Origin of the sequence: Variovorax sp. HW608, assembly GCF_900090195.1 — a bacterium.
Classification (GTDB): domain Bacteria; phylum Pseudomonadota; class Gammaproteobacteria; order Burkholderiales; family Burkholderiaceae_C; genus Variovorax.
This window is the reverse complement of sequence record NZ_LT607803.1, coordinates 137,501-163,880: the sequence shown is the minus strand read 5'-3', so window position 1 is coordinate 163,880 and position 26,380 is coordinate 137,501. Positions and strand designations below refer to the sequence as shown.

Below are 26,380 nucleotides of genomic sequence, written 5' to 3'. Positions count from 1 at the left end.
TTTTCCCTAAATTTTCAAACCCCAATCTATGCACTCCATGCATAACAACCTCTTCTAGACTGCATTCATGAAGCTCCAGCTCCTCTCAGACCTGCATATCGAAGTCCATCCGAGGCTCGAGATCGCCCCGGCACCGGATGCCGACCTGCTGGTGCTCGCGGGCGACATCGGCTCCTACCAGCCGGGCTCGCGGCTCCTGGAAGCCGATTTCGGCCTCGCCCGGTTCTCGCCGCGTCACGGCTGGCCGGTGCCGGTGATCTACATACCGGGCAACCACGAGTACGACGCCGCTGATTTCGACGAGGTCCACAGCCGGCTGCGCGAACTCTGCGACGCGCTGGACATCGGCTGGCTCGAACGCGAAACCCGCGTCATCGATGGCGTGCGCTTCATCGGCACCACGCTCTGGGCCGATTTCGATGCCCTGGTCGAGCCGGCCGACACGATGACCGAAGCGCTCACGAAGCGCGGCAAGGCGATGCGCGCGGCCAACTTCTACCTGGAGAAAGCGGCCACGGTCCGGCACGGCAAGATCTTCCTCGCCGAACCGCTAAGAGAGCACTCACTGACGTGCCAGGCCTGGCTGCGCGAGGCGCTGGCACAGGACTTCGACGGCACGACGGTCGCCATCACCCATTTCGCGCCGACGCTCGCAAGCGCCGATCCGCGCTTTGGCCTGACGCCGGGCACCGCCGGCTTCTGCAACAACCTCGATGAATTGCTGCCGCGCGCGGACCTCTGGCTGCACGGGCATCTGCACTGCCAGTTCGACTATGTGAAGGATGGCTGCCGCGTGGTCGCGAACCCGCTCGGCTACAGGTCGAAGGGCGAGCAGGAGAACTTCCGGCCGGACCTCGTCATCGAGGTGCCGCCCGCGCGCGCGAAAGGCTGAGGCTTCCTCACCCGCCCTTGTCGGGCGACAGGTCCAGCCGCCTGGCGAGGCGCGCGAGGTTGCCCCGGTCCATGCCGAGCGACCGGGCCGCGGCCGCCAGGTTGTGGTCGTGGCGGGCCAGGGCCGAGGCGATGAGCTTGCGCTTGAATTCGTCGACCGCATCGCTCATGCGCCCCATGGCCTGCGCCTCGGGCGGCTCGGGCGGCTCCGGCGACTTGGGCGACCCGCCCCCCCGCGCTTCGACGACCGCGGCCTGCTGCCGGACCTGCGGCAGGTCGAGATCCTCCGCCACCAGGCTCAGGATGCGCGGGCGACGCGGCTGCCGCCCCAGCGCCTTCAGCACGCTGCGGCCCAGCAGATGCTCCAGCTCGCGCACGTTGCCCGGCCAGTCGTAGCCGAGCAGCGCGGCCTGCGCAGTCGCTTCCAGCCGCAGGCCGCCGAGACCGAGGCGCGACCGGTTCTCCTCGAGGAAGAAGCCCGCCAGCAGCAGCACGTCGCGCCCGCGCTCGCGCAGCGGCGGCACCTGGAGCGGGTAGGCGCTGAGCCGGTGGTAGAAATCCGCGCGCAACCGCCCGGCGCGCACCTCTTCGGCGAGGTTGCGGTTCGTGGCCGCGATCAGCCGCACGTCCACCCGGTGCTCGCGATCCGAGCCCAGGCGCTGCAATTGCCCGCTCTGCAGCACCCGCAGCAGCTTGGCCTGCACCGGCAAGGCGAGCTCGCCGACCTCGTCGAGAAACAGCGTGCCGCCGTCGGCCAGCTCGAACTTGCCGGGCCGCTCTCCCACCGCGCCGGTGAAGGCGCCGCGCACATGGCCGAAGAGCTCGCTCTCGACCAGCGTGTCGGGCAGCGCCGCGCAGTTGAGGCTGACCATCGGCCGTCCGGCGCGCTTCGAAGCCGCGTGCAGCGCCTCGGCAACCAGTTCCTTGCCGACGCCGGTCTCGCCCTGGATCAGCACCGTCAGGTCGCTGCCGGCGACCAGGCCGATCTCGTTCTGCAGCTGCCGCATCGGCACGCTGCGGCCGAGCAGCGTGCGCGTGCGCGGCGCCGCCGCGAGGCGATAGCCTTCCGCACGAAGGCTCTCCTGGGCGACGCGGGATTCGAGGCGCTCGATATGCCCCGCCACGCTGACGGTCGCCGCCGCCAGACTGGCGAAGGACTGCAGGGCATCCAGCTCCACGGGCGAAAAACGCTCCGGCGACAGCGCATCGAGCGTCAGCAGCCCCCAGGGCACCTCGCCCTGACGGATCACGCAGCCCATGCAGTCGTGCACCGGCAGATGGCCCGCGTGGCCTTCCACCAGTCCGTCGTAGGGATCGGGCAAGGGACTGTCGGCCGGAAAGCGCAGCGGACCCGGCGCCTCGAGCAGCGCCGCGAAGCGCGGATGCTCGTCCACGCGGAAGCGCCGACCGAGCGTGTCGGCGCTCAAGCCGTCGACCGCGAGCGGCACCAGCCAGCCCTCGTCCAGGCGCAGCAGCGCCGCGGCGTCGCAGGGCATGAGGATACGCAGCGCCTCCAGCAGCCGGCGATAGCGCTCGGTGCCGGGCAGCTCGCGTGCGATGTCGGCGACCAGCGGGATGATGGCCTGGAGCAGCGGCTGGGAATTCATGTCAATCGGACACGCAGGATGTCAAAACGACAGCATCTTAGCGATGTCAAAAAGACATCATCGATGCGCAAGTCATTGATTCGCATGGCGCGCCCGGCTGGAACGGCACTTGCAATCTGACGTGCTTTCGCATCTCCCACTCCAAGGATTCTGGTCCCCATGCTCACGACCCAACAGAAAGCCATCATCACCGCCACGGTGCCCCTGCTCGAGACCGGCGGCGAAGCCCTGACGACCCATTTCTACAAGATCATGCTGGGCGAATACCCGGAGGTGCGCCCGCTCTTCAACCAGGCGCACCAGAGCAGCGGCGATCAGCCGCGCGCGCTGGCCAACGGCGTGCTCATGTACGCGCGCAACATCGACCGGCTCGAAGCACTGGGCGACCTCGCGGGGCAGATCGTCAACAAGCACGTCGCGCTGCAAGTGCTGCCGGAGCACTACCCGATCGTCGGCACCTGCCTGCTGCGCGCGATCCGCGAAGTGCTCGGCGCCGAGATCGCGACCGACGAGGTCATCGCCGCCTGGGCCGCCGCCTACCAGCAACTGGCGGACATCCTGATCGGCGCGGAGCAGGCCGCCTACGACACCAATGCGAGCGCACCGGGCGGCTGGCGCGGCGCACGCGACTTCAAGGTCGTCCGCCGCGAAGCCGAAAGCGACGAGATCACCTCGTTCTACCTCGCCCCGGTCGACGGCCGGCCGGTGGTGGACTTCCAGCCCGGCCAGTACATCGGCCTGCGCCTCGTGGTGAACGGCCAGGAGGTGCGCCGCAACTACTCGCTGTCGGCCGCGCCGAACGGCAAGACCTACCGCATCAGCGTGAAGCGCGAGGCGGGCGGCGTGGTGTCGAACCATCTGCACGACCACGTGCAGGAAGGCGCCGTGATCGAGCTGTTCCCGCCGGCCGGCGCGTTCACCCTCACGCAAAGCGACCGCCCGCTGGTGCTGATCAGCGGCGGCGTCGGCATCACGCCGACGCTCGCGATGCTCGAAGAGGCGCTGAAGACCTCGCGCCCGGTGCACTTCATCCACTGCGCGCGCACGCGCGGCGTGCATGCCTTCCGCCGCACCATCGATGCGCTGGCGCACAAGCACCCGCAGCTCAAGCGCTTCTACTGCTACGAGGAAGCCCCGAGCGACAAGGCCGAGGCGCCGCACGCCGTGGGCCGCATCGACGCCGAGAAGCTCGCCGAGTGGCTGCCGGGCGACAAGCGCTCGGTCGAGGCCTACTTCCTCGGGCCGAAGCCTTTCATGCAGCAGGTCAAGCGCGCGCTGCGCGCGATCGGCGTGCCGGACCAGCAGGCACGCTACGAGTTCTTCGGCCCGGCTTCGGCGCTGGAGTAAGCCCCGCGCGCAGCAGGCCGTTCACGCGGCCTGCACGCCCGCGCGGCCGGCCTCCACGACGTAGGCGGCCTGCGTCGTGAAGCTCGCGCGCTCCTGCACCGGATGCTGGGTGGCGCGCAACTCGCAGTGCATGCGCCCCGGCGTGAGCTCGAAGAGCGCATGCCCGCGCTCGTCGCCGCGCGCATGCTTCACGTCGGGGTTGTCGCGGCGCATGCGGTCCATCGAGGCCCGGCTCGCGCCCCGTGAGGTGACCGAGCCGCCGACGAATTCGCTCGCGACCACCGGCGAGCTTCGATCGTTGGCCCGCACCCGCAGGTCCGCCGCGACATGCCGGTGCACGTCGCCGCCGAGCACCACGAGATCGCGCGCCCCGGCGCTCGCCGCGCCTTGCAGAAAGCGGCGCCGCGCCTCGGGGTAGCCGTCCCAGCCGTCGGTCCAGACCTTGCGGCCCTCGGGCGTATCGAAGCCGGCCGCGCTCATCTGCGTCGATTGGCCGATGAGCTTCCATTGCCGTGTCGAAGCGGCGAGGCCCTGGCCGATCCAGCGCTCCTGATCCGCGCCGAGCATCGTGCGCTTCGGATCGTTAAGCTCCGCGCATTCCACCAGCGTCCGGCCGTTGTCGCGCTCCGGATCGGGGCAGGCATGGTGACTGCGGAACTGCCGGCAATCGAGCGTCCACAGCTCGGCGAGGCGGCCCCAGGCAAAGCGGTCGTGGATGCGCATCGCGGCGCCCTCAGGCGGCAAGGCGAGCGGCATGTGTTCGAAGTAGGCCTGGTAGGCCGCCGCGCGGCGGCGCAGGAAGCGCACGGGATCGGTGTAGGCCGGATCGCGGTCGTCCGCGTAGTCGTTGACGACCTCGTGGTCGTCCCAGGTCAGGATCCAGGGATGCGCGGCGTGCGCGGCCTGCAGGTCGGCATCGCCCTTGTAGAGCGCATGGCGGTCGCGGTAGTCCTCCAACGAGTGCGGGGTCCGCGTGCCGTGCTGGCGGATCGCGTAACTCGGGTTGCTGCCTTCGTAGATGTAGTCGCCGACGAACAGCATGAAATCGAGATCGCGCCCGGCGATCTCGCGGTGCGCGCCGAAGTAGCCCTGTTCGTAGTGCTGGCACGAGGCCAGCGCGAACCGCAGGCGCCGCACGTTGGCGTCCGCGGCCGGCGCGGTGCGCGTGTGGCCGACCGCGCTCACCGCGTTGCCGCAGCTGAAGCGATACCAGTAGTCGCGCTCAGGCGCCAGGCCCTGCGCGACCACGTGCACGCTGTGCGCGCGCGATGCGTCGGTCACGGTCTCGCCGCGCGCGACCGGGCGGCGCAGTTCCGCGTCGGCGAAGATCTCGTGCTGCACCGTGAGCGCGGCATTGCCGAGTGCATCGTCCGCTTGCGAAGGCACGAGCCGCGTCCACAGCACCACGCTCTGCGGCCGCGGCTGCCCGCTCGCCACGCCGAGCACGAACGGGTTCGACGTCCAGCGCGGCGCGCCCTGCGCTCGCGCGCGCAGCGGCGCGGCCATGCCTGCGAGCGCCAGCCAGATCGCGGCGCCATGAAGCGCCCTTCGCGTGATGTTCATGGCCGCGATTGTCGGGCCCGCGCCCCTATGATCGGCGCGTGCTCAACGGCTTGTGGCTCGGATTTTTCCTGACGGCGGCGCTGGCCGCGCTCGGCCGCTGGCTGGTCGGCGGCGACGCCACCGTCTTCGCGACACTCGTCGAGAGCCTGTTCGCCATGGCCCGGCTGTCGGTCGAGGTGATGGTGCTGCTCTTCGGCACGCTCACGCTGTGGCTGGGCTTCCTGCGCATCGCCGAAGCGGCCGGCATCGTCGACCTGCTCGCGCGGCTGCTCGGTCCGCTCTTTCGCCGGCTGATGCCCGAAGTGCCGGCGGGCCATCCGGCGCTCGGGCTCATCACGCTGAACTTCGCGGCGAATGCGCTCGGCCTCGACAACGCGGCGACGCCGATCGGCCTCAAGGCGATGCGTGAGCTGCAGACGCTGAACCCGAGCACGACGACCGCGAGCAATGCGCAGATCCTGTTCCTGGTGCTCAACGCCTCGTCGCTCACGCTGCTGCCGGTCACGATCTTCATGTACCGCGCGCAGCAGGGTGCGGCCGACCCGACGCTGGTCTTCCTGCCGATCCTGCTGGCGACCAGCGCGTCGACATTGGTGGGCCTCGTCTCGGTTGCCTTCATGCAGCGGCTCAGGCTGTGGGACCCGGTGGTGCTTGCCTACCTTCTTCCGGGCGCGCTGCTGCTCGGCGGCTTCATGGCGATGCTCGCCACGCTGTCATCGGCCGCGCTCGCTTCGCTCTCGTCGCTGCTCGGCAACCTCACGCTGTTCGGGCTGATCGTCGTCTTCCTCTTGGCCGGCGCGCTGCGGCGCGTGAAGGTGTACGAGTGCTTCATCGAGGGTGCGAAGGAAGGCTTCGACGTCGCGAAGAACCTGCTGCCCTACCTGGTCGCGATGCTGTGCGCGATCGGCGCGCTGCGCGCATCGGGCGCGCTCGACATGGCGCTTGAAGGCATCCGCTGGGGGGTCGCACGCACCGGGTGGGACACGCGCTTCGTCGATTCGCTGCCGACCGCGCTGGTCAAACCCTTCTCGGGCAGCGCCGCGCGCGCGATGCTGCTCGAGACCATGAAGACGCATGGCGTCGACAGCTTCGCCGGGCGCGTCGCCGCGATCATCCAGGGCAGCACCGAGACCACCTTCTACGTGCTCGCGGTGTACTTCGGCGCTGTCGGCATCCAGCGCGCGCGGCACGCGGTGGGCTGCGCGCTGCTGGCCGAGCTCGCGGGCGTGATCGCTGCGATCGCTGTCGGCTACTGGTTCTTCGGCTGAGCGTTCCCGGCGCGTTTGTTCTGGATCAGCCAGAATAGCCCTCCACTCTCCCGCTGCTCCGTGACCGCTCCCGCCCAGGCGAAACCGCCGACCTTTTCGACCGACGAATTCCGCGCATCGCTTGGCATGTTCGCCACCGGTGTGACCATCGTCACCGCGCGTTCCGCCAGCGGCGCGCTCATCGGGCTCACCGCGAACTCGTTCAACTCGGTGTCGCTCGATCCGCCGCTGGTGCTGTGGAGCCTGGCGCGCAGCGCGGCCTCGATGGCCGCGTTCAGCGCGGGGTCGCACTACGCGATCAACATCCTCTCGGCCAGCCAGAAGGAGCTGGCGGAGCGCTTCGCCTCGAAGAACGTGGACCGCTGGGCGCAGGTCGCCTACACCGAGGGCGTCGGCGGCGCGCCGGTGCTGGAGGGCGCGGCCGCCTGCTTCGAGTGCTTCAACCGCAGCCGCTACGACGAAGGCGACCACGTGATCTTCGTCGGCGAGGTCGAGCGCTGCACCCACACCCCCGGCGCTTCGCCATTGCTGTTCCACGGCGGACGCTTCTACACCGAGCATCCGCTTTGAAGCCCCGCGTGCGCGCCCGATGCCTGATCGCGGCGATGGCTGCGAGCGCGAGCTTTCAGGGCGCATACGGCGCGGACGAGGCGCGTACCAACTTCTTCGACGACCCCTTCTTCCAGATGTCGTCCGGCCTCGCGGGTTGCCCGGCGCCGCTCGGGCCGCTCTACACGCAGGCCGAGGTCCGATCGCAAATGCATGCCCGCCTCGAACGCGGCACGAGTTGCTGGCTCGAAGGACGCTGCAAGGACAGCAATGCCTACCGTTACGACAAGACCATCGCGCCGCAGGTGCGCAAGGCGCTCGAGGGCGTGCCGGGACTGCGGCGCGGCAGCGTCTGGGTGATGGTGCAGCGCCGCTGGATCTACCTGCAGGGCTGCGTGCCGGACAAGCCCATGCGCGAGCGGCTCGAGAACGCCGCGCGCGCGGTGCCCGATGTGGAGAACGTGGTCAACGACCTCATGGTCGGCACGCAGGACAAGCCCGGTTATCCGCTCGCCGGCCCCTGAGCCTCGCCAGCCCTCACAACGAACAACAAGAGACAAGCACCGAATGATCGACCGCAAGGACCACCTCGACGCCCGCGCCACCGCCCTCCTCCTCGCCTGCTGCGCCTTCTGGGGATTGCAGCAGATCCTCATAAAGACCACCGTTGCCGAAGTGCCGCCGCTGTGGCAGGCCGCCATCCGCATGAGCGGCGCGGTCGTGCTGCTGTGGCTGTGGTGCCGCTGGCGCGGTGTTCCGCTGTTCGAGCGCGACGGCACCTTGATGGGCGGCCTGCTCGCGGGTGCGCTGTTCGCGGGCGAATTCACCTGCATCTACCTCGGGCTGCAGCGCACCAGCGCGTCGCGGCTCACAGTGTTTCTCTACAGCTCGCCCTTCGTGGTCGCGCTGCTGCTGCCGCGCTTCGTGCGCGCGGAGCGGCTGCGCGGCATCCAGTGGATCGGCCTCGCGATCGCCTTCTGCGGCGTGGTGCTGGCCTTCAGCGAAAGCTTCGGCCGCAGCGCATCGGGCCAGCTCCACGGCGATGCGCTCGCGCTCCTGGCCGGCATGCTCTGGGGCCTGACGACGCTCGCGATCCGCACCACGCGGCTGGCGACGGCCAGCGCCGAGAAGGCGCTCTTCTATCAGATCGCGGTCACCGCGGCGGTCCTGCCGGTGCTGTCGCTCGCGCTGGGCGAAGCGTGGGGCTTCGCGTATTCCGGCTATGCATGGTTCTCGATCGCGCTGCAGACCGCGATCGGCGCCTTCGCGAGCTACCTCGCCTGGATGTGGATGCTGCGGCACTACCCGGCCACGCGCGTCTCCTCGTTCACCTTTCTCACGCCGCTGTTCGCGCTGGTGTTCGGCGTGCTGCTGCTCGCGGAGCCGCTGACGCTGCAACTGGTGCTCGCGCTGGCCGGCGTGGCGATGGGCATCGTGCTTGTCAACCGGCGCGCGTGAGCCGCAGAAAAAGCGGCAGCGCGATCAGCTTCCGGAAGCCTTTCGCGTCGATTCACGCACGATGAGCTCGGGCCGCAGCACCACCGTCGAGGCCGACAGCGCCTTGCCGTCGATCTCGTCGAACAGCATTTCCGCGGCACGCCAGCCGAGCTCGCGGTGCGGCAGGCGGATGGTGGTGAGCGGCGGATCCACCATGTCGACCAGCGGCATGTCGTTGTGGCCGGTGATCGAGATATCGCGCGGCACCTTGATGCGAAGCTCGCGCAGCACGTCGTAGGCGCCGAGCGCGACGAGGTCGTTGCAGCACACCACCGCTTCGGGCCGTTCGTTCTCGGCGAGCAGCCTGCGCATCGCCGCGCGGCCGGCTTCGCGCGTGTAGCCCTCGCATTCGGCGACGCAGGCCATCTCCAGCCCGCGGTCGCGCAGCGCCTGCTCCACGCCCTGCCTTCGGGCGACGCCGGTCGGCACGCCCTGCGGACCGGCGAGATGCGCGATGCGGCGATGGCCGGTAGCGACGAGGTGGTCGACCGCGAGCTTCATCGCGAGCCGGTCGTCGCTCACCACCGCGGGCAGGCGGCCGCTCTCGTCGGCGCGGTTCACGAGCACCGCATGCATGCCGGCCCGGACGATGAAATCCACCAGCGGATCGTCGCGCGTGGCGATGGCCATCACGAGCCCGTCCACGCGCTGCGCGAGCATGCGCTCGACGATCGGCTGCGCCAGCACATGGTCCGCGACGTTGGCGACGAAGACGAAGAAACCGCGCGCCGCCGCACTGGCCTCGATGCCCTCCAGGATCGGCGGGAACACCGGGTTGGTGATGTCGGGCAGCAGCACGCCGATGGTCTGCGTGCGCCCGGTGCGCAGCGCCGACGCCGCGCGGTTGGGCCGGTAGCCGAGCCGCTGCGCCGCTTCCTCCACCACCCGCAGCACCTCGGCGCTGATGAGGCCGCGCTTGTCGGGATTGAGCGCGCGCGACACCGTCGACACATGGACGCCCGCCGCCTGGGCGACATCGCGGATGGTGACGGCGGAGGACTGGTTCGGGTTCATCGATGCAAACGTTTGGTAGCGCAGAGACCCCCATATGACCCTCATTTCAAAGGGGTCGATGGAATTCCCGAATTTTACCCGTCCGTCATTCGGTCGAATAATCTGCAAACGTTTGCAGCCACCTTCAGGCCCTCCATGAACATCGTCACCACCCCCGATTCCGTGCTCGAAATGGCGACCCGGGCCATGGCCCGCACGCCCGATCCGCGCCTCTGCACCGTCATGCAATCGCTCACGCGCCACCTGCATGCCTTCGTGCAGGAAGTGAAGCTGACCGAGGAGGAGTTCGAGCGCGCGCTCGGCTTCATCGTCGCGATCGGACAGGCCAGCGGCGAGAAGAAGAACGAGGTCGTGCTCGCCGCCGACCTGCTCGGCGTCTCGACCTTGGTCGCGCTGCTCAACAACCAGGACCCGCAGGGCGAATCGCCCGCTGCGCTGCTCGGGCCGTTCTGGCGCGCGAACGCGCCGGTGTGCGATGCGGGCGAGAGCATCGCGCGCTCGGAAACGCCCGGCACGCCGCTGGAGGTGACGGGCACGGTGCGCAACGGCGCGGGCCAGCCGATCGCGGGCGCGACGGTCGATGTGTGGCAGGCCTCGCCGGTCGGGCTCTACGAGAACCAGGACGAGTCGCAGGACGACATGAACCTGCGCGGCCGCTTCAAGACCGACGATGAAGGCCGCTTCCGCCTCCGGACCGTGCGGCCGGCCGGCTATCCGGTGCCCACCGACGGCCCCTGCGGCGAGCTGCTGCGCGCGCAGCAGCGGCATCCCAACCGGCCCGCGCACCTGCACTTCATGGTGAGCAAGCCGGGGCACAAGGTGCTGATCACGCAGGTCTTCGCGGACGACGACGAGAACCTCGAAAGCGATCCGGTGTTCGGCGTCACGCGCCGGCTGATCGGCCGCTTCGAGCCGCACGAGAGCACGGGCCAGGCGACGCTGCGGCACGACTTCGTGCTGGAACCCGGCGAGATGAAGTTCCCCCATCCTCCGATCCCCTGATCACATTCCCAACCAGAACTTTTCATGAGCTTCGAACCCACATCCCGACTCGACGGCAAGGTCGCGGTCATCACCGGCGGCCTCGGCGCGATCGGCTATGCGACGGCACGCCGGCTCGCGGCGCTCGGCGCGACCTGCGTGCTGCTGCACCGCCGCGGCGATGACGGCGCCGCGCGCGCCGCCGCCTTGCCGGGCGGCAGCGCGCAGCGCCACTTCGCGATCCGCGCCGACATCGTCGACACATCGAGCCTGCGCAAGGCGGCCTCCCTGGTGCAGTCCAGCTACGGGCGCTGCGACATCCTCGTGAACAGCGCCGGCCACACGCAGCCGGTGGCCGCCGCCGACCTCGAAGCATTGACCGACGAGCTCATCGACGACCTGATGCGCGCCAACTTCCGCGGCGTGTTCGCGACCATCCGCGAGTTCGCGCCGCTGCTCAAGCAGAGCGGCGACGCCCTGGTGGCCAACGTGTCGTCCATCGCGGGCTTTACCGGCGTGGGCAGCAATCTCGCCTACGTCGCGGCGAAGGCCGGCCTCGACGTGGTGGGCGATGCGCTCGCCAAGGTGCTCGCGCCCGCGGTGCGCGTGGTGTCGGTGTCGCCCGGCGCGGTCGAGTCGACCTTCGTGCCCGGACGCGGCGAGGACTTCAAGGCCAAGGTGGCCGCCACCACGCCGCTCGGCCGCATCGGATCGCCCGAAGACGTGGCGTGTGCGATCGAGGCGCTGGCGACCACGATGCGCTTCGTGACCGGCACGCGCATCGTCGTGGACGGGGGGCGGCACCTATGAGCGCCGCATGGCCGCCCAAAGGCGCGAAGGCCCCCTCGGGGGGCAGCGCAGCACGCGAAGCGGCAAGCGTGGGGGCCCGATGAACACGAAGACGCTGATCACCTGCGCGGTCACGGGCAACCTCGTGAAGCCCGAGCAGACACCGCACCTGCCGATCACGCCCACACAAATCGCCGACGAATGCCTCGCGGCCGCCGAAGCCGGTGCGGGCCAGGTGCACATCCATGTGCGCGACCCGAAGACCGGGCGGCCCTCGATGGAAGTCGATCTCTACCGCGAGGTGGTCGACCGCATCCGCCGCGGCAACCGCGACCTGATCATCAACCTCACGACCGGGCCGGGCGGCCGCTTCATCCCGAGCGAGGACGACCCGAAGGTCGCCGCGCCCGGCAGCACGCTGCTGCCGCCGGAAAAGCGCGTGGAGCACATCGCGCTCATCCGGCCCGACGTCTGCTCGCTCGACCTCAACACGATGAATTCGGGCCCCGACGTGGTCATCAACACGCCGAAGAACGTGCGCCGCATGGCGAAGGTGATGCGCGAAGCCGGCGTGAAGCCCGAACTGGAGATCTTCGATTCGGGCGACATCCACATGGCGCTCGACCTCATCGCCGACGGCACGCTCGACGGCCCCGGCATGTGGACCTTCGTCCTCGGCGTGAAGTACGGCTTCATGCCCACGCCGCAGACCGTGCTGTATGCGCGCGACATGCTGCCGCGCGGCGCCTTCTGGAGCGCCTTCGGCATCGGCCGCATGGAGTTCCCGATCGTCGCCCAGGCCTGGCTGCTGGGCGGCCATGTGCGCGTGGGCATGGAAGACAACATCTATCTCGAAAAGGGCGTGCTCGCGCAAAGCAATGCGCAGCTCGTCGCGAAGGCGCGCGACATCATCCAGAGCCTGGGCGGCGAAATCGCCACGGCACGCGAGGCGCGCACGATGCTTGGACTCGGGGAGGCACGCACATGAGCCCCCGTCCGGCCGTTCCGAAGGGGGCTCGCACCGCAGTGCGAAGCACGGAGGCTTTCCAATGAGCGCGGTGATGGTTGAAAACGATCGGGCGCTCGCGCTGCGCGTGCGCCAGAAGGCCGCGAATCTCGACGAGCTGCGGCTCGAAGCCGCGCCGCAATCGCAGCCGGCGGCGAAGCCGGGCTTCGCGGTGGTCCAGGTGTGCGCCGCCGCAGTGAACCCCAGCGACGTGAAAGCGACGCTGGGCATCATGCCGCAGGCCGTGTGGCCTCGCACGCCGGGCCGCGACTTCGCGGGCATCGTGGTCGATGGCCCGGGCGAGTGGGTCGGACGCGAGGTCTACGGTTCGGGCGGCGACGTGGGCATCACGCGCGACGGCTCGCATGCACGCTTCCTCGTGCTGCCGGTGGACGCGCTGCGCGACAAGCCGCGCGGCATCTCGATGGACGAGGCCGGCGCGGTCGGCGTGCCGTTCGTGACCGCCTACGAAGGCTTCCGCCGCAGCGGCATGCCGCGTGCCGGGCAGACGGTGCTGGTGCTCGGCGCGAACGGCAAGGTCGGCCAGGCGGCGGTGCAGCTCGCCGCCCAGGGCGGCGCGCGCGTGATCGCGGTGCAGCGGCGCCCGGGGCCGTTCGAAGGCTTCGCCTGCGCGCCGGTCGACCTGATCGATGCGCGCGAGGGCGAAGTCGCCGCCCGCGTGCGCGAGCTCACCCACGGGCGCGGGGTGGACATTGCCTACAACACCGTCGGCAGCGCCTACTTCGACGCCGCCAACAAGTCGATGGCCAAGGGCGCGACGCAGATCTTCATCTCCACGCACGAGCGCGCGGTGTCCTTCGACATCTTCGCGTTCTACCGCGGCACGCACACCTACGTGGGGATCGATTCGCTCGCGATGGACTGCATCGCATCCACCGTGCAGCTCGACGCGATGCGCGAGGGCTTCGAGCGCGGCACGCTCAAGCCCTTCCCGGTGGCGCGCGCGTTCGCGCTCGACGAGGCGATCGACGCCTACCGGCTGGTGCTTTCCGGCAGCACCGACCGCGTCGTGCTGCGCCCCTGATCCGCACGGAGGACCAGCCATGCACGTGACCCGCTTCGACGATGCGCCCGCCTACGAGGCGCCCAACCACTTCGACATGCGCTGCCTGCGCCTGCAGGGCAAGGAGGCCGGCCCCTCGACGCAGATGTGGATGGGCATGAGCCAGCTCATGCCCGGCGGCCACACCACGCTCGACGGCTCGCCGATCGAGAAGCTCTATCTCGTGCTCGAAGGCCGGCTGACCGTGGTCGGCGAAATCGACGGGCACCGCCAGGAGCAGGAACTCGGCCCTTACGACAGCTGCCGCTTCGCGCCCGGCGAGAAGCGGCAACTCGTCAACCGCACCAACCGGCCCGCGCTGGTGGCGTTGGTGATGGCCAACGCGTCGCCGGACTGAGCGGCGCGCCGTCGATTCGTCGCCTTTCGAAACCACAACGATTCCAACGTCAGAGTAGGAATGCCAGTCACCCAGCACCCCCTCCACAGATCCGTACGTGCGGCACTACCGCATACGGCTCCTGCCTTGGGTCATGACGATCAGACGCTGGTTCGGGTAAGGGTGGCAGATGTGGGGATCAGGAAGCCAATGCGCGATCAATCGATACATTCGACGCCAGGTCAGGCCACGGCTCTGACTGCGGCGGCACAGCGTGCGATGCCACAGCCTAGCGACCTGGAAGCGGAATGTCCTCAGCCGCGCGCCGTTGTCAGGCACGCCAAAGTACCGGCCATGCCCAACCACCACCGCCTGCAGGTACTGGCCCTGCTCGGGGATCGGGTGGTGCATGCGCCGTCTGAGTTCGATCTTGACCGCCTGCAGTTTGGCTCGCAGGCGTTTGGCACTGGTCAGCCGCAAGACCATGAAGTGACCCTTCCTCGTCTTCCCGCAGCAATGCGTGAAGCCCAGGAAGTCGAAGGTCTGCGGTTTGCCTTGTCCCTTGCGGCGTCGGTTCTCCTGGGCGAAGCGCCCGAACTCGATCAGCCGCGTCTTCTCGGGGTGCAGCTTCAGCCCGAACTGGCCCAGCCGCTCGGCCACCGCGCGCTGGAAGCGCTCGGCGTCGTCACGGAACTGGAACCCGGCCACCCAATCGTCGGCATAGCGCACGACGATCACGTCGCCTCGGGCGTAGCGCCCCCTCCACTGCTTCACCCACAGGTCGAACGCATAGTGCAGGTAGATGTTGGCCAGCAGCGGACTGACGCTGCCGCCTTGCACCGTACCCAATTCACTTTGCATGAGCCTGCCGTCCTCCAGCACGCCCGCGTGCAGCCATTTCTTGATCAGCCGCACCACGCGCGCGTCAGCCACGCGATGTTCGATGAACTTCACCAGCCAGTCCCTCTCGATCGTGTCGAAGAACTTGCTGATGTCCGCATCGAGTATCCAGTTCACCTTCCTTGCGCTCACACCCACCGCCACGGCGTCCAGCGCGTTGTGCGCGCTGCGCCTGGGCCTGAAGCCGTAGCTGAACCCGAGGAAGTCCTGCTCGTAGATGGCGTTCAACACCTCGACCGTGGCGCGCTGGACGAGTTTGTCCTCCAGCGCCGGCACGCCCAGGGGGCGCTTGCTGCCGTCGGCCTTGTCGATGTACACCCTCTTCACAGGCTGGGGCCGGTAGCCCCCTCGGGCCAACCGCTCGGACAGCTCCAGGAGGTTGCCCTCCAGGTCCTGCCCGTACGACTGCCAGGTCTGGCCGTCCACCCCGGCGGCCGCATCGCGCTTGAGCGCGAGGTAGGCCGCCCGCAGGCGTTCGACCGCGTAGATGTGGTGCAGCAGTCCCGTGAACCTCGCACCACGACGGCCCTTTGCCGTCTGTCGTATGCCATCGAGCGCAGTTCCCATGTCATAGACCCGCACCGATCTGCGGGACATGCGCGCCGCGATGGCATTTCCCTTGGCTCGCCGCCTTCCCTCCACCGCCTCCGCCGCCGCAGGGATTTCACCCGCGGCCTTGTTCGGCAGCTTCTGCGGTACTACGCAGCGATCCGACTTCCCGCCTCTGTTGCTCATCGTCGTACGCCCTTGGGCTTCACGATGCGCTCTGCGCCGAGCGCTTCCCAGCGCTGCGCAGAAGATCGCGGGATCTCCCGGTTCCCATGCAAAGTGTTTCCGCGCGTGCGCGGGGTCTCTGACCGCGCGGGGTCCGGCGCTGCCTCGCCAATGCGGCAGCCCCGGTGTGGCCTTCGGCATGTCTCCACGGCCTCGGCACCCCGGACCACCCGTGGCTCTCGCCTCGGGGCATGTATTACGCGGCTCAATACCCGGCCCGCGCGTACCCCTGTCAACGCTTCGCCCAACACCCTCACGAATGTGCACGCATGACTCGGGGCCGCCGTAGCTGGCTAAGCCTTCAACGTATGACTCTTTCATTCACAACACTTTGCCGGTTTTGACCGGCGCACGGAGACAAGACATGACGACATCCCTCCCCGGCCGGCGCAGCCTGATCGCGGCCTCGCTCGCCCTGCTCGCGCTCGGCGGCGCCCATGCCGAGGGCGACTGGCCGCGCGGGCAGACGATCCGGCTGATCGTGCCCTTCACCGCAGGCAGCGGCACCGACATCGTGGCCCGGCTCGTGGCCGAGAAGCTCGGACCCGCGCTCGGCACCAGCGTGATCATCGACAACAAGCCCGGCGCGGGCGGCACGCTCGGCGCGACGCAGGTGGCGAAGGCGCCGGCGGACGGCTACACGCTGCTGATCCACTCCGCCGGGCACCTGGTCAATCCGGCGATCTATCCGAACCTGCCCTACGACACGCTCAAGGACTTCGCCGGCATCACGCCGCTCGCGAGCCTGCCGAACGTGCTGGTGACTTCGCCCGGTCGCTTCGCCGACGAGAAGGACCTCGTCGCCCAGGTCAAGGCCAGGCCGGGCGGCTTCAACTACGCGTCGGCCGGCAACGGCTCGGCCACGCACATGAATGCGGAGGTGTTCCGGCTCGCGGCGGGGCTGCAGGCGCAGCACGTGCCCTTCCGCGGCACGCCCGAGGCGATGACCGAAGTGATGGGCGGGCGCATCGACTGGTTCTTCGCGCCGATGGTCTCGGCGCTGCCGCTCGTCAAGGACGGCCGGCTCAAGGCGCTCGCGGTCGGCACCGGCAAGCGCTCCGCGGTGATGCCGGAGATCCCGACCACCGTCGAGGCCGGCGTGCCGGGTTCCGAGTACCTGTTCTGGGTCGGCCTCTTTGCGCCCGCGAAGACACCCAGGCCCGTGGTCGACCGCGTGCAGGCCGAAGTCAGCAAGATCATGGAATCGCCCGACCTGAAGGCCCGCCTCGACAAGCTCGGCGCCGAGCCTTTCACCATGCCTTCGGCGCAGTTCGACAAGTTCCTCGCCGACGAGACGGCGAAGGCGCAACAGGTGGTCAAGGCCGCGGGCATCAAGGTGGATTGACCGCCCGCGGGGCGGCGTTCTACGCTCGGCCATGCCCGCGCCCTACGCCGTCCTCCTCTTCGTCCACATCCTCGCCGCCGCCTTCTGGGTCGGCGGCATGGCGCTGATGCACCTCGCGGTGCGGCCGGCCGCGGTGGCCACGCTCGAGCCGCCGCAGCGATTGCCGTTCCTCGCCGCAACGCTCGAGCGTTTCTTCGTCGGCGTATCGACCTCGATCGTGCTGCTGCTCGCCACCGGGTTCGGCATGGTCTGGCTGGCCGGCAGCTTTGCGAACGTTCGGTGGAACGTGCACGCGATGCTCGCGCTCGGGCTCGTGATGATGGCGATCTACCTGCACATCCGTTTCGCGCCCTTTCCGCGATTGCGAGATGCGGTCGTTGCTCGCGCATGGCCCGTGGCGGCGTCCAATCTCGACACCATCCGCAAGCTGGTCGGGCTGAACCTGCTGCTCGGCGTGATCGTGTTCGCGCTCGCGGTGATCGGCCGCGCGATCTGAGGCCGCGCCACAATGGCGCGATGAACAAACGCGACTTCCTCGGCAAGGCGGCACTGGCCGGCCTGCTCCCTGCCGCCACCTCCGCTTCCGCACTCGCTGCGTCTTCGGCCTTGAAAGGCCCCGGCCTGCTCACCATCAGCGGCGCCGTCGGCAGGTCCAACCGCGGTGCGGTCGATCCGGCCCTCGACCAGATGTTCGTCAAGCACGGCATCCAGTTCGAGAAGGCCCATGTGTTCGACGCCGAAGCATTGCGCCGGCTGCCGGTGGTGCAGATCCGGCCGACGCTCGAATACGACGCGAAGCAGCACACGCTTGCCGGCCCGCTGCTGACCACGGTGCTCGAAGCGGCCGGCGTGACCGGCGGCAAGGAGACCCAGCTCTTCCTGCACGCGGTCGACGGCTACGTGGTGCCGCTCAACCTCGCCGATGCGCGCGGCTTCCGCATGATCGTCGCGACCGAGATCGACGGCACGCCGCTGGCGCTCGGCGGACTCGGCCCGCAGTGGGCGGTGTACGAAGCCGACACCCTGGCCGCGTTCAAGGACAAGCCGCTCAAGGAGCGCTTCGCGCTCTGCCCCTGGGGGCTGTATAGCATCGACGTGCGCAAGGGCTGAAGCGGCACCGATTTCGATCCCGCATCGCGCATTCAGATCAGTCTGATTGGCCAGGCGCGCCTTGGCTCGCACGATGGCTCCTCCTCCAGGGAGCCCTTTGATGCACTCACGCACAAGCACGCTGCTCGCTCGTCTTCTGAAGTGGCTTCGCGAACTGCACTCCGTGCGACAGGACCATCGCCTGCCGCGCGCGCTCAGCGACCACGAGTTGCGTGATCTGGGTCTGAACCGCACCGAGATTCCCGGATTGCTCAGCGATACGGAGGCGCCGTGGAGCGTGCCGTACAGCCGCGCGCAGCGCGGTGCGAATGCGCGGCCAGCGAGGCGACGGTAACGCCGTTGGTCTGGGCAAGTTGGGCGCGCCTCGGCGCTGCTGATCGTGTACGAGGCCGGGCCCTGTGCCTCCGCGCAGGTGCGCGAGCTGCGAGCTGGCGCGGCGGCTACACGGCCGCCAGTCGGTCAACGGTGTCAGGGTATCGGTCAACAAGGCGGATGAGGGCGGCAGCTTGCGCGTTCGGCTTGGCTCGGCCTTGCTCCCAATTTTCCAGAGTGCGGGGATTGGTCCGCAGAACCCGTGCGAACACGGGGCGCGACAGGTGCAGGCGCTCCCGCAGCTCGACAATCTTGACCGGCGTGACGCTGGGAGCTGGTTGCGCCTCGACGGTGTGCGTGCGCAAGGTGCGCTTGCCCGCGCGTTCGTCGGCCAGGGCCTCAAAGCCGCCGGTGATTTCTTCAAACAGATTTCGCTTTGCCATTTCGGGCCTCCAATTCCTTGGTGAGCATCTTCTTCAACGCAGCCTTTTGCTTGTCGTTGAGATCGGACATTTCATCCTTGTTGTAGAGAGTGAAAAGCCAAAATTGCGAACCGCCATCCCACCAAAAGTGGATGACGCGTAGGCCGCCGCGTTTGCCTTTGCCGCGCGCTGGATCGGCGAATCGCAGCTTTCGCAGGCCGCCTGTTCCCTTGATGATGTCGCCCGCTTCCGGGTTCTTCATCATTTCGTTTTGTAGCGCGCTGAACTCCTCTTCGCTCAGGTACTCATCGCGGTACTGAGCGAAGACGGGCAATTCGACGAAGACGGCTTTCACGCCGAGAAGTATACGCAACTTGCGTACATTTGCAAGCCGACTCGACAGGAGTATGCCGCGAACCAGAAAGCGCCTTTTGCGCTGACGGCGGACGCAGCGCTGATGCTTTGACGCTGCCCGGGTCGATCAATGACGGAGGTCTGTCCCTTCTTGGCTCTAGCTCGTCTGGCGCTGCCCGAAGGCCGAAAGAACCTTCAGCACCGTCGCGGTCGCGCCATCGAGCGCCGGCTTCGGCCGGTGCGCGATGCCGAGGTGGCGCGTGAGCTTCGGGCTGAGCGGCAGCACCTGCAGCCGATCGTTGAACTCCGCGCCCACCGGCTGGTGCACCGGCAGCACCGCCGCGCCATAGCCCGCGGCGACCAGGCTGCGCATCGCCGCATCGAAGTTGAGTTCGATGCGCGGGCGCGGCGATTCGCCCGCTTGCGCGAACCACTCCATGGCGAGGCGGTACATGTGCGTGGTGGCGTCGTTGAAGATCAGCGGCCGCTCGGCCAGCCAGCGCGGCGTGACGCGCCTGGGCGCTTCCCACTTCTTCGGGACGAAGGCCATCACCGGCTGGCTGCGCCATCGCGTGACCACCAGGTCGCGCACCGGCGGCTGCGGGACCGCGACGAGGCCCACGTCCAGCGTGCCCAGCGCGAGGCGCGACATGGTCTCGGTCGAACCGAGGATGCTGACTTCGATGTCGATGCCCGGATGGTCCTGTTCCAGTGCCTCGAGCACTTGCGGCAGAAGTTCGACCACCACGCCGGTCGAGGTACCCAGCCGGACGCGCCCCACGCGACCTTCGGCCTGGCGGCGCACCACGTCGATCGCATCGTCGGCATCGCGCAGCAGCCTGCGCGCCCGCTCGACCAGCGCGGCGCCGGCGGCGGTGGGCGTGATGCGGCGCGCGCCGCGCACCAGCAGCCGGGCATCCAGGCGCGATTCGAGTTCGCTCACGTGCAAGCTGACCGTGGGCTGCGCGAGATGCAGCGCCTTGGCGGCGGCGGAGAAGGTGCCGAGGTCGGCAATGGACACCAGCGTGCGAAGCTGGTCGAGGTTGAGGTGTCTCATCAGGAAAGCTGATCGATGCTCGCAGAATTCTCAACTTCCACAATAGCACGCCGGCTTGCAAGATGGCGCTCCATCCGAGGAGCCTTTCATGCAACCGCCCAAGCCCGCTTTCTTCACCATCGTCCTGGCGACGATCCGCAACGCGCGCCGCGCGCGGCACGACCATCGCCTGCTGCGCGCGATGAGCGAGCACGAGCTGCGCGACCTGGGCGTGGGCCGCAGCGAGATCCCGGCGCTCTTCAGCGATGCAGCGGCGCAGTCGAGTGCGCCGTGCAGCTGCACGCGGTGTGCTGCGGATGCTCGGCCAGCAAGGCCGCGGTGACGCCGTTGGTCCAGCCGAAGCCGTCCTGCAGCGGGTATTCGCCGCCGTGGCCGCCGCGGGTGTCATCGTGTTCCACGCGGCGCAGCGCGTACTTCTCGACCAGCTTGCCTTCGCGCTCGTAGAGCGCGGCCACGGTCGCGAGCCAGCGATGCGAGATGGTCCGCGAAAGGTCGTGGCAGCCATGGTCGGCGAATCCGCGCACCGCCATCCATTGCAGCGCGGCCCAGCCGTTGGGCCGGTCCCACTGCTGGTCGCTCCCGCACTCGGTGGTCGAGAGCCCGCCTGGCGCCAGCATCCGGTTCGCCACGGTTGCCGCGAGCGCCTGCGCATGCGCCGGCTCCGCCGCACCGACGAACAATGGCGTCACGCAGGCCGCCGTGAGGCAATCGCGCCGTTGGCCGAAGCGCCAGTCGTAGTCGAAATAGGCGCCGTGCGCGTCATCCCAGAAGAGCGCCGTCATGGCCGCCTTGCGCGCCTGGGCCCTTTCGGTGAAGTCCGCGGCGGTGGCCGTGTCGCCCGACTGCTTCGACAGCGCGGCGATCTTCGTTTCGAGCTTGTAGATGAGGGCGTTGAGGTCCACCGGCAGAATGTCCGTGGTGCAGATGCTCGCCAGCGACGGCGCGGTGCCGGCCCGCACGTGCTCCCGGCTGCGCTGCTCGGTGCGGATCGGCGGCGAGCGCAGCCAGCGGGTGCTGAAGTCCCAGCCCGATTCGCAAGCCGCGCGGATGTCGCGATAGACCTCGGCGGGATCACGCCCGCAGGACTGCGCAGTCGTCACGTCCTCGATCCATGACTCCTCGCGCGGCGTGTCGCGCTCGTCCCAGTAGCGGTTCAGCAGCGCGCCGCCCGGCAGCCGCACCACGCGGCGGCTGGCCTGCCCGGCGGCCAGGCCGTCGGCACCGGCCATCCAGAACGCATGTTCCTTGCGAAGCTGCGGCAGGCAGCCGGCCTCGTCGAGCACGCCGCGCTGCCCTGCCAGCTCGACCATGAGCGCGAAGACCGGCGGCTGGGAACGGCTCAGGTAGTAGCTGCGATTGCCGTTCGGCACATGGCCGTAGGTGTCGATGAGGTAGGCGAAGTTCTCCACCTGGTCGCGGATCAGCGGGGCCTGGTGCGCCGCGATCAGGCCCAGCATGCTGAAGTACGAATCCCAGTAGTAGATCTCGCGGAAGCGCCCGCCCGGCACGAGGTAAGCGCGCGGCAGTTGCAGCAGCGACGAGCGCGGCGGATGCGACGCCGGGTGCCGCGTGAGCACCTGCCAGAGATCATCGATGTGCGCGGCGATCGGCTGGCCGGGCACCGACACGTAGTCGCTACGGGGCTGCTCGATCACGTCGAAATGCCGGCGCACGAAGGCTGCGAGATCGAAGCCGGCCTGACCCGATTGCGCGCGATAGGCGGCGAGGATGTCCGCGGGCTCCGCGCGCGGCGCGCAGTCGACGAAGGTCTTGCTGTCGCCGAAGACGTGGTTGGTCTGGACCGCGGTGAAGAGCTCCTCGTAGCGGTCCGCCGGCGTGAGCGTGTCGGGTGCGGGCGCGGCGGCGGCGCGCGTGGAGCGCTGCGCGCCGGCCGTGCCCGCTTGCGTCACACCACGCCCGCGTCGCGCAAGGCGGCGCGCCGTTGCGGGTCGATGCCGAGCTCGGCCAGCACTTCGTCGGTGTGCTGCCCGAGCGCCGGCGGCGCGTTGCGCAGCACCGGCGGCGTGGACTGGAGCCGCAGGGGGCTCGCCACGCCGGTGATGCTCTCGATGCCGTCGCCCGCGTTGCGCGGCAAGGTCACGGCGAGGCCGCGTGCCTTGACCTGCTCGTCGTCGAAGGCCTGGCCGATGTCGTTGATCGGGCCGCAGGGCACGGCCTTGTCCTCGAGCAGCGCGATCCAGTCGGCGGTGGTGCGGGTGCGCGTGATTTCCTCCATCTGCGGGATCAGCACTTCGCGGTGCCGCACCCGCAGCGGGTTGGTCGCGAAGCGCGGATCGGCCGCCCACTCGGGATGGCCCGCCGCCTCGCAGAAGCGCGCGAATTGGCCGTTGTTGCCGATGGCCAGCAGCATCGAACCGTCCTTCGTGTGGAAGTCCTGGTAGGGCGCGAGGCTCGGGTGCGTGTTGCCCTGCCGCCGGGGCGCGACGCCGGTGTTGAGGAAGGCGCTCGCCTGGTTCGCGAGGATCGCCATGCCGACGTCGAGCAGCGCCATGTCGATGTGCTGGCCTTCGCCCGTGCGATGGCGCACTTCGAGGGCGGCGAGGATCGCGGTGCTCGCGTACACGCCGGTGAAGAGGTCGGTCAGCGCCACGCCCACGCGCAGCGGCCCGCCGCCGGGCACGTCGTCGGGGCGGCCGGTGATGCTCATCATGCCGGTGGTGGCCTGGATCATCAGGTCGTAGCCGGCGCGGTTTGCGTGCGGGCCGTCGTGGCCGAAACCGGTCACGCTGCAGTAGATGAGGCGCGGGTTGAGCTCGCGCAGGCTCTCGTGGTCGAGCCCGTACTGCTTGAGCCCGCCGGTCTTGAAGTTCTCGACCACGATGTCGCTCTCTGCCGCCATCTGCCTGAGCAGCGCCTGCCCGTCGGGGGTGGCCATGTCGATGGTGACCGAACGCTTGTTGCGGTTGCAGGCGGTGAAGTAGACCGCCTGGTTCGTGTCGTTCCCCTCGGCGTCCTTCAGGAAGGGCGGGCCCCAGGTGCGCGTGTCGTCGCCCACGCCGGGGCGCTCGATCTTGACCACGTCGGCGCCCAGGTCCGCGAGGATCTGGGTGCACCACGGCCCCGCGAGCACGCGGGACAGATCGAGAACCTTGATGCCCGCGAGGGCGCCCTGCGTTGCGGCCTGTGCGCTCATCAGTTGGCGAAGGCAGCGATGCCCGTTTGTGCGCGGCCGAGGATCAGCGCGTGGATGTCGTGCGTGCCCTCGTAGGTGTTGACCACCTCGAGGTTGACCAGATGGCGCGCCACGCCGAACTCGTCGCTGATGCCGTTGCCGCCCATCATGTCGCGGGCCAGGCGCGCGATGTCCAGCGCCTTGCCGCACGAGTTGCGCTTGAGCAGCGAAGTGACTTCGACCGAGGCGGTGCCTTCGTCCTTCATGCGGCCGAGGCGCAGGCACCCTTGCAGGCCCAGCGTGATCTCGGTCTGCATGTCGGCGAGCTTCTTCTGGATGAGCTGGTTGGCCGCCAGCGGGCGGCCGAACTGCTTGCGCTCCATCGTGTAGGTGCGGGCACGGTGCCAGCAGTCTTCCGCCGCGCCGAGCGCGCCCCACGAGATGCCGTAGCGCGCGCTGTTGAGGCAGGTGAACGGGCCCTTGAGGCCGCGCACTTCGGGGAAGGCGTTCTCTTCGGGGCAGAACACGTTGTCCATGACGATCTCGCCGGTGATCGAGGCGCGCAGGCCGACCTTGCCGTGGATCGCCGGCGCGCTCAGGCCCTTCATGCCCTTTTCGAGCACGAAGCCGCGGATCGGGCCGACGGTGCCGCCTTCGGTGACTTCCTTGGCCCAGACCACGAACACGTCGGCGATCGGGCTGTTGCTGATCCACATCTTGTTGCCGGTGAGCGCGTAGCCGCCCGGCACCTTCTTCGCGCGGGTGACCATGCTGCCGGGGTCGGAGCCGTGGTCGGGCTCGGTGAGGCCGAAGCAGCCGATCCATTCGCCGGTGGCGAGCTTGGGCAGGTACTTCTGCTTCTGCGCCTCGGTGCCGAATTCGTTGATCGGCACCATCACCAGCGAGCTCTGCACGCTGGCCATCGAACGGAAGCCCGAATCGACGCGCTCGACCTCGCGCGCGATGAGGCCATAGCAGACGTAGTTGAGGCCGGGGCCGCCGTATTGCTCGGGAATCGTCGGGCCCAGGAGGCCGAGGGCGCCCATCTCGCGGAAGACGGCCGGGTCGGTCTCACCCTTGCGGAAACCTTCGAGCACGCGCGGCGCGAGGCGCTCCTGGCAGTAGGCATTGGCGGCGTCGCGCACCATGCGCTCTTCGTCGGTGAGCTGCTGATCGAGCAGGAGGGCGTCGTCCCATTGGAAAGGGGCGTTCTTGATGGCCATTTGAGAGTCTCCGGGGGGAAAGTGAGTGCAGAAGGACTGAATCGGCTGTCATCGTAAGCGCGCCGCGGGGCGAGCGCAAACGATGATTCGACACCCAGTTATGCGTTCTGCGCACGTCAGAGCACAATGCGACCGAGGCGTTCCATTGGCCCAGCCCGCCGTTCAACTATGTAGCCTTCGCATACCATGCGCCGCAAGATCCCTTCCACCCAGTCGCTCGTCTGCTTCGAGGCCGCCGCGCGCCACGAGAGCTACACGCGCGCGGCGCAGGAACTCGCGCTCACGCAGAGCGCGGTGTCGCGCCAGATCACCGCGCTGGAGGACTTCCTCGGCATCGCCCTCTTCCGCCGCACCCGGCACGGTGTCGCGCTGACGCCGGCCGGCGCCGACTATGCGCGCCAGATCGCGCGCCAGCTCGACACCATGGAGCGCGATACGCTCGACGCGATGGCGCGGCAGGGCCAGGGCGGCTCGCTGCAGCTCGCGGCGGTGCCCACCTTCGCGACGCGCTGGCTCATTCCGCGCCTGCCGGATTTCGCGGCGAAGCATCCGGACATCACGGTGCACATCGAGACGCGCACGCGGCCCTTCCTCTTCAACGACACGCCATTCGATGCCGCGATCTACGCCGGCACCGCCGCGCAGACCGCCAACTGGGCCGGCACGAAATCGACCGTGCTCATCGAGGAAGACGTGATCCCGGTGTGCAGCCCGGCGCTGCTGGCCGGCCGCAAGGCGCTCTCGCCGGCCGCGATCGCGCGCATGCCGCTCTTGCAGCAGAGCACCCGGCCCGAGGGCTGGCGGCAGTGGTTCGACGCCCAGGGCGTCGATGCGCCGCGCGCCCACAGCGGGCCGCGCTACGAGCTGTTCTCGATGATCGCCATCGCCGCCGCGCACGGGCTCGGGGTGGCGCTGATGCCGACGCTGGCCATCCGGAACGAGATCGCGCGCGGCGAGCTCGTCATCGCCTGCGACCGCCCCCTGCGCGGCGAACGCAGCTACTACCTCGTGACGCCCGCCGTCGACGACGAGCGCCCGGCGCTCACGCTTTTTCGCGTCTGGCTGCTCGCGCAGGCGAGCGCGCCGGTTTCGCAGCCGGCTTCTGCGCGCTCGCCATCGCGGCCAGTCCCGCCATCACGTAGCGCATGAGTTCCTCGGCGAGGCCCTCGCTGTCCTTGCCGAGCGCCGGCAGCAGCCTGGCCGGGACTTCCCTCGGGATGATCATGATCGCGAGGCATGGCAGCAGCGCGAAGACCACGCCGCGCTGGGCGCTCGGGTGCTCGGGCGGCAGCCCCATCACCTCGCTCACCAGAGCGCGCATGAACTGGGACTTGGGCCGCACCGCCTTCTCGATCAGTGCAGGCATCGCGGCGGAGGGATTCATGATCTCGCGCAGCACGACACGAAAGCCCCAGGGCGGATTCGCGTTCGTAGCGAAGCGCACGAAGTGCGTCAACACCGTGCGCAGCCGGGTCTCGGGATCCTCGGTGCCCTGGACCAGCGCCACCAGCTCCTCGAGGCCGATCAACTGCTGGTGCGCCGCGATCAGCACCGCTTCGTAGAGACCGTCGCGGCTGCCGAAGTGATAGTTGACCGACGCGAGCGGCACGCCCGCGCGTTCGCAGATCTCCTTGCTCGTGGCCTCGGCCAGGCCGCGTTCGGCGAAGACCTGCCCGGCCGTCTCGATGAGGTGCAGGCGCGTCGCATCGCCATCCGGCCGTTGCGCCCGGCGGGCAGGCGTGGGAGATTTCCTTCTTGCTGTGACTGCCATCGGTCATCCTTGGACACAAATTCTTAATTTGAATTTGAATTCAAATTCGATATCATCAGTCTACTTC

28 protein-coding genes and 1 pseudogene are annotated in these 26,380 nt (G+C 68.8%); 17 read left to right on the top strand and 12 right to left on the bottom strand.

Annotated elements, in window-relative coordinates:
- Nucleotides 1-67 precede the first annotated feature (67 nt).
- Complete coding sequence (locus VAR608DRAFT_RS00790; RefSeq protein ID WP_088952332.1) at nt 68-892, top strand: metallophosphoesterase; 825 nt, start codon at nt 68-70, stop codon at nt 890-892.
- Nucleotides 893-899: 7 nt separating this feature from the next.
- Here the strand turns inward: VAR608DRAFT_RS00790 and norR are convergent, their stop codons facing one another.
- Nucleotides 900-2,498 (bottom strand): nitric oxide reductase transcriptional regulator NorR, encoded by a 1,599-nt coding sequence (gene norR, locus VAR608DRAFT_RS00785; protein WP_088952331.1) that lies wholly within the window; start codon nt 2,496-2,498, stop codon nt 900-902.
- Nucleotides 2,499-2,657: 159 nt separating this feature from the next.
- Between norR and hmpA the strand changes: the two genes are divergently transcribed.
- Complete coding sequence (gene hmpA, locus VAR608DRAFT_RS00780; RefSeq protein ID WP_088952330.1) at nt 2,658-3,845, top strand: NO-inducible flavohemoprotein; 1,188 nt, start codon at nt 2,658-2,660, stop codon at nt 3,843-3,845.
- 21 nt (nt 3,846-3,866) lie between these two features.
- Here hmpA and VAR608DRAFT_RS00775 read toward each other — a convergent pair whose 3' ends face one another.
- Nucleotides 3,867-5,408 carry an alkaline phosphatase D family protein gene (locus tag VAR608DRAFT_RS00775; RefSeq protein WP_088952329.1) on the bottom strand — a complete coding sequence of 514 codons (1,542 nt, stop codon included), beginning with the start codon at nt 5,406-5,408 and terminating at the stop codon, nt 3,867-3,869.
- Nucleotides 5,409-5,446: 38 nt separating this feature from the next.
- On the opposite strand from VAR608DRAFT_RS00775, the gene VAR608DRAFT_RS00770 reads away from it, so the two are divergent.
- The 4 genes from VAR608DRAFT_RS00770 (at nt 5,447) to VAR608DRAFT_RS00755 (ending at nt 8,683) form a co-directional block, all read left to right on the top strand.
- The gene (locus tag VAR608DRAFT_RS00770) at nt 5,447-6,676 is read left to right on the top strand and encodes a nucleoside recognition domain-containing protein (RefSeq protein ID WP_088958534.1); all 1,230 of its coding nucleotides are present in this window, start codon (nt 5,447-5,449) and stop codon (nt 6,674-6,676) included.
- Nucleotides 6,677-6,802: 126 nt separating this feature from the next.
- Nucleotides 6,803-7,246 (top strand): flavin reductase family protein, encoded by a 444-nt coding sequence (locus VAR608DRAFT_RS00765; protein ID WP_231973096.1) that lies wholly within the window; start codon nt 6,803-6,805, stop codon nt 7,244-7,246.
- An 8-nt stretch (nt 7,247-7,254) separates the two neighbouring features.
- Complete coding sequence (locus VAR608DRAFT_RS00760) at nt 7,255-7,749, top strand: BON domain-containing protein (RefSeq protein ID WP_231973094.1); 495 nt, start codon at nt 7,255-7,257, stop codon at nt 7,747-7,749.
- Nucleotides 7,750-7,792: 43 nt separating this feature from the next.
- The gene (locus tag VAR608DRAFT_RS00755) at nt 7,793-8,683 is read left to right on the top strand and encodes a DMT family transporter (protein ID WP_088952327.1); all 891 of its coding nucleotides are present in this window, start codon (nt 7,793-7,795) and stop codon (nt 8,681-8,683) included.
- A 24-nt stretch (nt 8,684-8,707) separates the two neighbouring features.
- On the opposite strand, the gene VAR608DRAFT_RS00750 is transcribed toward VAR608DRAFT_RS00755, so the two are convergent.
- The gene (locus VAR608DRAFT_RS00750; protein ID WP_088952326.1) at nt 8,708-9,736 is read right to left on the bottom strand and encodes a LacI family DNA-binding transcriptional regulator; all 1,029 of its coding nucleotides are present in this window, start codon (nt 9,734-9,736) and stop codon (nt 8,708-8,710) included.
- A 135-nt stretch (nt 9,737-9,871) separates the two neighbouring features.
- Here VAR608DRAFT_RS00750 and VAR608DRAFT_RS00745 point away from each other — a divergent pair, with 135 nt between their 5' ends.
- The 5 genes from VAR608DRAFT_RS00745 to VAR608DRAFT_RS00725 all read left to right on the top strand — a co-directional run bounded on the left by VAR608DRAFT_RS00745 (nt 9,872) and on the right by VAR608DRAFT_RS00725 (nt 13,933).
- On the top strand, nt 9,872-10,738 hold the full coding sequence (locus VAR608DRAFT_RS00745; RefSeq protein ID WP_088952325.1) for a dioxygenase family protein: 867 nt from the start codon (nt 9,872-9,874) through the stop codon (nt 10,736-10,738).
- Between the two features lie 24 nt (nt 10,739-10,762).
- Complete coding sequence (locus VAR608DRAFT_RS00740) at nt 10,763-11,527, top strand: SDR family NAD(P)-dependent oxidoreductase (RefSeq protein WP_088952324.1); 765 nt, start codon at nt 10,763-10,765, stop codon at nt 11,525-11,527.
- 79 nt (nt 11,528-11,606) lie between these two features.
- Nucleotides 11,607-12,494: a 3-keto-5-aminohexanoate cleavage protein gene (locus VAR608DRAFT_RS00735; RefSeq protein WP_088952323.1), complete on the top strand. Its 888-nt coding sequence runs from the start codon at nt 11,607-11,609 to the stop codon at nt 12,492-12,494.
- Between the two features lie 73 nt (nt 12,495-12,567).
- Entirely contained in the window at nt 12,568-13,557 is a 990-nt protein-coding gene (locus VAR608DRAFT_RS00730) for a quinone oxidoreductase family protein (protein WP_088958532.1), read from the top strand.
- A 19-nt stretch (nt 13,558-13,576) separates the two neighbouring features.
- The gene (locus VAR608DRAFT_RS00725) at nt 13,577-13,933 is read left to right on the top strand and encodes a cupin domain-containing protein (protein ID WP_088952322.1); all 357 of its coding nucleotides are present in this window, start codon (nt 13,577-13,579) and stop codon (nt 13,931-13,933) included.
- Between the two features lie 105 nt (nt 13,934-14,038).
- Here VAR608DRAFT_RS00725 and ltrA read toward each other — a convergent pair whose 3' ends face one another.
- Nucleotides 14,039-15,547: a group II intron reverse transcriptase/maturase gene (gene ltrA, locus VAR608DRAFT_RS00720; RefSeq protein ID WP_231973092.1), complete on the bottom strand. Its 1,509-nt coding sequence runs from the start codon at nt 15,545-15,547 to the stop codon at nt 14,039-14,041.
- A 403-nt stretch (nt 15,548-15,950) separates the two neighbouring features.
- Here ltrA and VAR608DRAFT_RS00715 point away from each other — a divergent pair, with 403 nt between their 5' ends.
- The 4 genes from VAR608DRAFT_RS00715 (at nt 15,951) to VAR608DRAFT_RS00700 (ending at nt 18,375) form a co-directional block, all read left to right on the top strand.
- Nucleotides 15,951-16,931, top strand: coding sequence for a tripartite tricarboxylate transporter substrate binding protein (locus VAR608DRAFT_RS00715; protein WP_088952321.1), 981 nt, complete (start codon nt 15,951-15,953; stop codon nt 16,929-16,931).
- A 31-nt stretch (nt 16,932-16,962) separates the two neighbouring features.
- A complete protein-coding gene (locus VAR608DRAFT_RS00710; RefSeq protein WP_088952320.1) occupies nt 16,963-17,427 on the top strand; it encodes a CopD family protein in 465 nt (154 codons plus the stop codon).
- 20 nt (nt 17,428-17,447) lie between these two features.
- Nucleotides 17,448-18,041 (top strand): molybdopterin-dependent oxidoreductase, encoded by a 594-nt coding sequence (locus VAR608DRAFT_RS00705; protein ID WP_088952319.1) that lies wholly within the window; start codon nt 17,448-17,450, stop codon nt 18,039-18,041.
- A 100-nt stretch (nt 18,042-18,141) separates the two neighbouring features.
- Nucleotides 18,142-18,375, top strand: coding sequence for a DUF1127 domain-containing protein (locus VAR608DRAFT_RS00700; RefSeq protein ID WP_088952318.1), 234 nt, complete (start codon nt 18,142-18,144; stop codon nt 18,373-18,375).
- A gap of 106 nt (nt 18,376-18,481) precedes the next feature.
- On the opposite strand, the gene VAR608DRAFT_RS00695 is transcribed toward VAR608DRAFT_RS00700, so the two are convergent.
- The 4 genes and pseudogenes from VAR608DRAFT_RS00695 to VAR608DRAFT_RS00685 form a co-directional block, all read right to left on the bottom strand.
- A complete protein-coding gene (locus tag VAR608DRAFT_RS00695) occupies nt 18,482-18,796 on the bottom strand; it encodes a helix-turn-helix domain-containing protein (protein ID WP_088952317.1) in 315 nt (104 codons plus the stop codon).
- Complete coding sequence (locus VAR608DRAFT_RS00690; RefSeq protein ID WP_088952316.1) at nt 18,774-19,130, bottom strand: type II toxin-antitoxin system RelE/ParE family toxin; 357 nt, start codon at nt 19,128-19,130, stop codon at nt 18,774-18,776. Before VAR608DRAFT_RS00690 ends, VAR608DRAFT_RS00695 begins: the two co-directional genes overlap by 23 nt.
- Nucleotides 19,131-19,180: 50 nt before the next feature.
- Nucleotides 19,181-19,318: pseudogene (locus VAR608DRAFT_RS38415) on the bottom strand (IS630 family transposase); the annotation flags it as partial.
- Entirely contained in the window at nt 19,287-20,186 is a 900-nt protein-coding gene (locus VAR608DRAFT_RS00685) for a LysR family transcriptional regulator (protein WP_088952315.1), read from the bottom strand. The gene VAR608DRAFT_RS00685 and the pseudogene VAR608DRAFT_RS38415, both read right to left, overlap by 32 nt.
- An 88-nt stretch (nt 20,187-20,274) precedes the next feature.
- Here VAR608DRAFT_RS00685 and VAR608DRAFT_RS00680 point away from each other — a divergent pair, with 88 nt between their 5' ends.
- Nucleotides 20,275-20,508, top strand: coding sequence for a DUF1127 domain-containing protein (locus VAR608DRAFT_RS00680; RefSeq protein WP_088952314.1), 234 nt, complete (start codon nt 20,275-20,277; stop codon nt 20,506-20,508).
- Here the strand turns inward: VAR608DRAFT_RS00680 and treF are convergent.
- The 3 genes from treF to VAR608DRAFT_RS00665 are packed head-to-tail and all read right to left on the bottom strand — an operon-like array spanning nt 20,426 to nt 24,542.
- Entirely contained in the window at nt 20,426-22,096 is a 1,671-nt protein-coding gene (treF, locus tag VAR608DRAFT_RS00675; RefSeq protein WP_088952313.1) for an alpha,alpha-trehalase TreF, read from the bottom strand. The two genes, VAR608DRAFT_RS00680 and treF, sit on opposite strands and share 83 nt — an antisense overlap.
- On the bottom strand, nt 22,093-23,340 hold the full coding sequence (locus VAR608DRAFT_RS37720) for a CaiB/BaiF CoA transferase family protein (protein WP_088952312.1): 1,248 nt from the start codon (nt 23,338-23,340) through the stop codon (nt 22,093-22,095). The genes treF and VAR608DRAFT_RS37720 overlap by 4 nt, the downstream gene beginning before the upstream one ends.
- On the bottom strand, nt 23,340-24,542 hold the full coding sequence (locus tag VAR608DRAFT_RS00665) for an acyl-CoA dehydrogenase (RefSeq protein WP_088952311.1): 1,203 nt from the start codon (nt 24,540-24,542) through the stop codon (nt 23,340-23,342). The genes VAR608DRAFT_RS37720 and VAR608DRAFT_RS00665 overlap by 1 nt, the downstream gene beginning before the upstream one ends.
- Nucleotides 24,543-24,728: 186 nt before the next feature.
- Between VAR608DRAFT_RS00665 and VAR608DRAFT_RS00660 the strand changes: the two genes are divergently transcribed.
- A complete protein-coding gene (locus tag VAR608DRAFT_RS00660; RefSeq protein WP_088952310.1) occupies nt 24,729-25,691 on the top strand; it encodes a LysR substrate-binding domain-containing protein in 963 nt (320 codons plus the stop codon).
- On the opposite strand, the gene VAR608DRAFT_RS00655 is transcribed toward VAR608DRAFT_RS00660, so the two are convergent.
- Nucleotides 25,585-26,313: a TetR/AcrR family transcriptional regulator gene (locus tag VAR608DRAFT_RS00655; RefSeq protein ID WP_088952309.1), complete on the bottom strand. Its 729-nt coding sequence runs from the start codon at nt 26,311-26,313 to the stop codon at nt 25,585-25,587. The genes VAR608DRAFT_RS00660 and VAR608DRAFT_RS00655 overlap by 107 nt on opposite strands.
- Nucleotides 26,314-26,380: the final 67 nt, after the last annotated feature.

Coding starts and splice junctions, on each gene's coding strand:
- VAR608DRAFT_RS00790 (WP_088952332.1), top strand. CDS start 68: ATGAAGCTCCAGCTCCTCTCAGACCTGCATATCGAAGTCCATCCGAGG.
- norR (WP_088952331.1), bottom strand. CDS start 2,498: ATGAATTCCCAGCCGCTGCTCCAGGCCATCATCCCGCTGGTCGCCGAC.
- hmpA (WP_088952330.1), top strand. CDS start 2,658: ATGCTCACGACCCAACAGAAAGCCATCATCACCGCCACGGTGCCCCTG.
- VAR608DRAFT_RS00775 (WP_088952329.1), bottom strand. CDS start 5,408: ATGAACATCACGCGAAGGGCGCTTCATGGCGCCGCGATCTGGCTGGCG.
- VAR608DRAFT_RS00765 (WP_231973096.1), top strand. CDS start 6,803: ATGTTCGCCACCGGTGTGACCATCGTCACCGCGCGTTCCGCCAGCGGC.
- VAR608DRAFT_RS00755 (WP_088952327.1), top strand. CDS start 7,793: ATGATCGACCGCAAGGACCACCTCGACGCCCGCGCCACCGCCCTCCTC.
- VAR608DRAFT_RS00750 (WP_088952326.1), bottom strand. CDS start 9,736: ATGAACCCGAACCAGTCCTCCGCCGTCACCATCCGCGATGTCGCCCAG.
- VAR608DRAFT_RS00745 (WP_088952325.1), top strand. CDS start 9,872: ATGAACATCGTCACCACCCCCGATTCCGTGCTCGAAATGGCGACCCGG.
- VAR608DRAFT_RS00740 (WP_088952324.1), top strand. CDS start 10,763: ATGAGCTTCGAACCCACATCCCGACTCGACGGCAAGGTCGCGGTCATC.
- VAR608DRAFT_RS00735 (WP_088952323.1), top strand. CDS start 11,607: ATGAACACGAAGACGCTGATCACCTGCGCGGTCACGGGCAACCTCGTG.
- VAR608DRAFT_RS00730 (WP_088958532.1), top strand. CDS start 12,568: ATGGTTGAAAACGATCGGGCGCTCGCGCTGCGCGTGCGCCAGAAGGCC.
- VAR608DRAFT_RS00725 (WP_088952322.1), top strand. CDS start 13,577: ATGCACGTGACCCGCTTCGACGATGCGCCCGCCTACGAGGCGCCCAAC.
- ltrA (WP_231973092.1), bottom strand. CDS start 15,547: ATGAGCAACAGAGGCGGGAAGTCGGATCGCTGCGTAGTACCGCAGAAG.
- VAR608DRAFT_RS00715 (WP_088952321.1), top strand. CDS start 15,951: ATGACGACATCCCTCCCCGGCCGGCGCAGCCTGATCGCGGCCTCGCTC.
- VAR608DRAFT_RS00710 (WP_088952320.1), top strand. CDS start 16,963: ATGCCCGCGCCCTACGCCGTCCTCCTCTTCGTCCACATCCTCGCCGCC.
- VAR608DRAFT_RS00705 (WP_088952319.1), top strand. CDS start 17,448: ATGAACAAACGCGACTTCCTCGGCAAGGCGGCACTGGCCGGCCTGCTC.
- VAR608DRAFT_RS00700 (WP_088952318.1), top strand. CDS start 18,142: ATGCACTCACGCACAAGCACGCTGCTCGCTCGTCTTCTGAAGTGGCTT.
- VAR608DRAFT_RS00695 (WP_088952317.1), bottom strand. CDS start 18,796: ATGGCAAAGCGAAATCTGTTTGAAGAAATCACCGGCGGCTTTGAGGCC.
- VAR608DRAFT_RS00685 (WP_088952315.1), bottom strand. CDS start 20,186: ATGAGACACCTCAACCTCGACCAGCTTCGCACGCTGGTGTCCATTGCC.
- VAR608DRAFT_RS00680 (WP_088952314.1), top strand. CDS start 20,275: ATGCAACCGCCCAAGCCCGCTTTCTTCACCATCGTCCTGGCGACGATC.
- VAR608DRAFT_RS37720 (WP_088952312.1), bottom strand. CDS start 23,340: ATGAGCGCACAGGCCGCAACGCAGGGCGCCCTCGCGGGCATCAAGGTT.
- VAR608DRAFT_RS00665 (WP_088952311.1), bottom strand. CDS start 24,542: ATGGCCATCAAGAACGCCCCTTTCCAATGGGACGACGCCCTCCTGCTC.
- VAR608DRAFT_RS00660 (WP_088952310.1), top strand. CDS start 24,729: ATGCGCCGCAAGATCCCTTCCACCCAGTCGCTCGTCTGCTTCGAGGCC.
- VAR608DRAFT_RS00655 (WP_088952309.1), bottom strand. CDS start 26,313: ATGGCAGTCACAGCAAGAAGGAAATCTCCCACGCCTGCCCGCCGGGCG.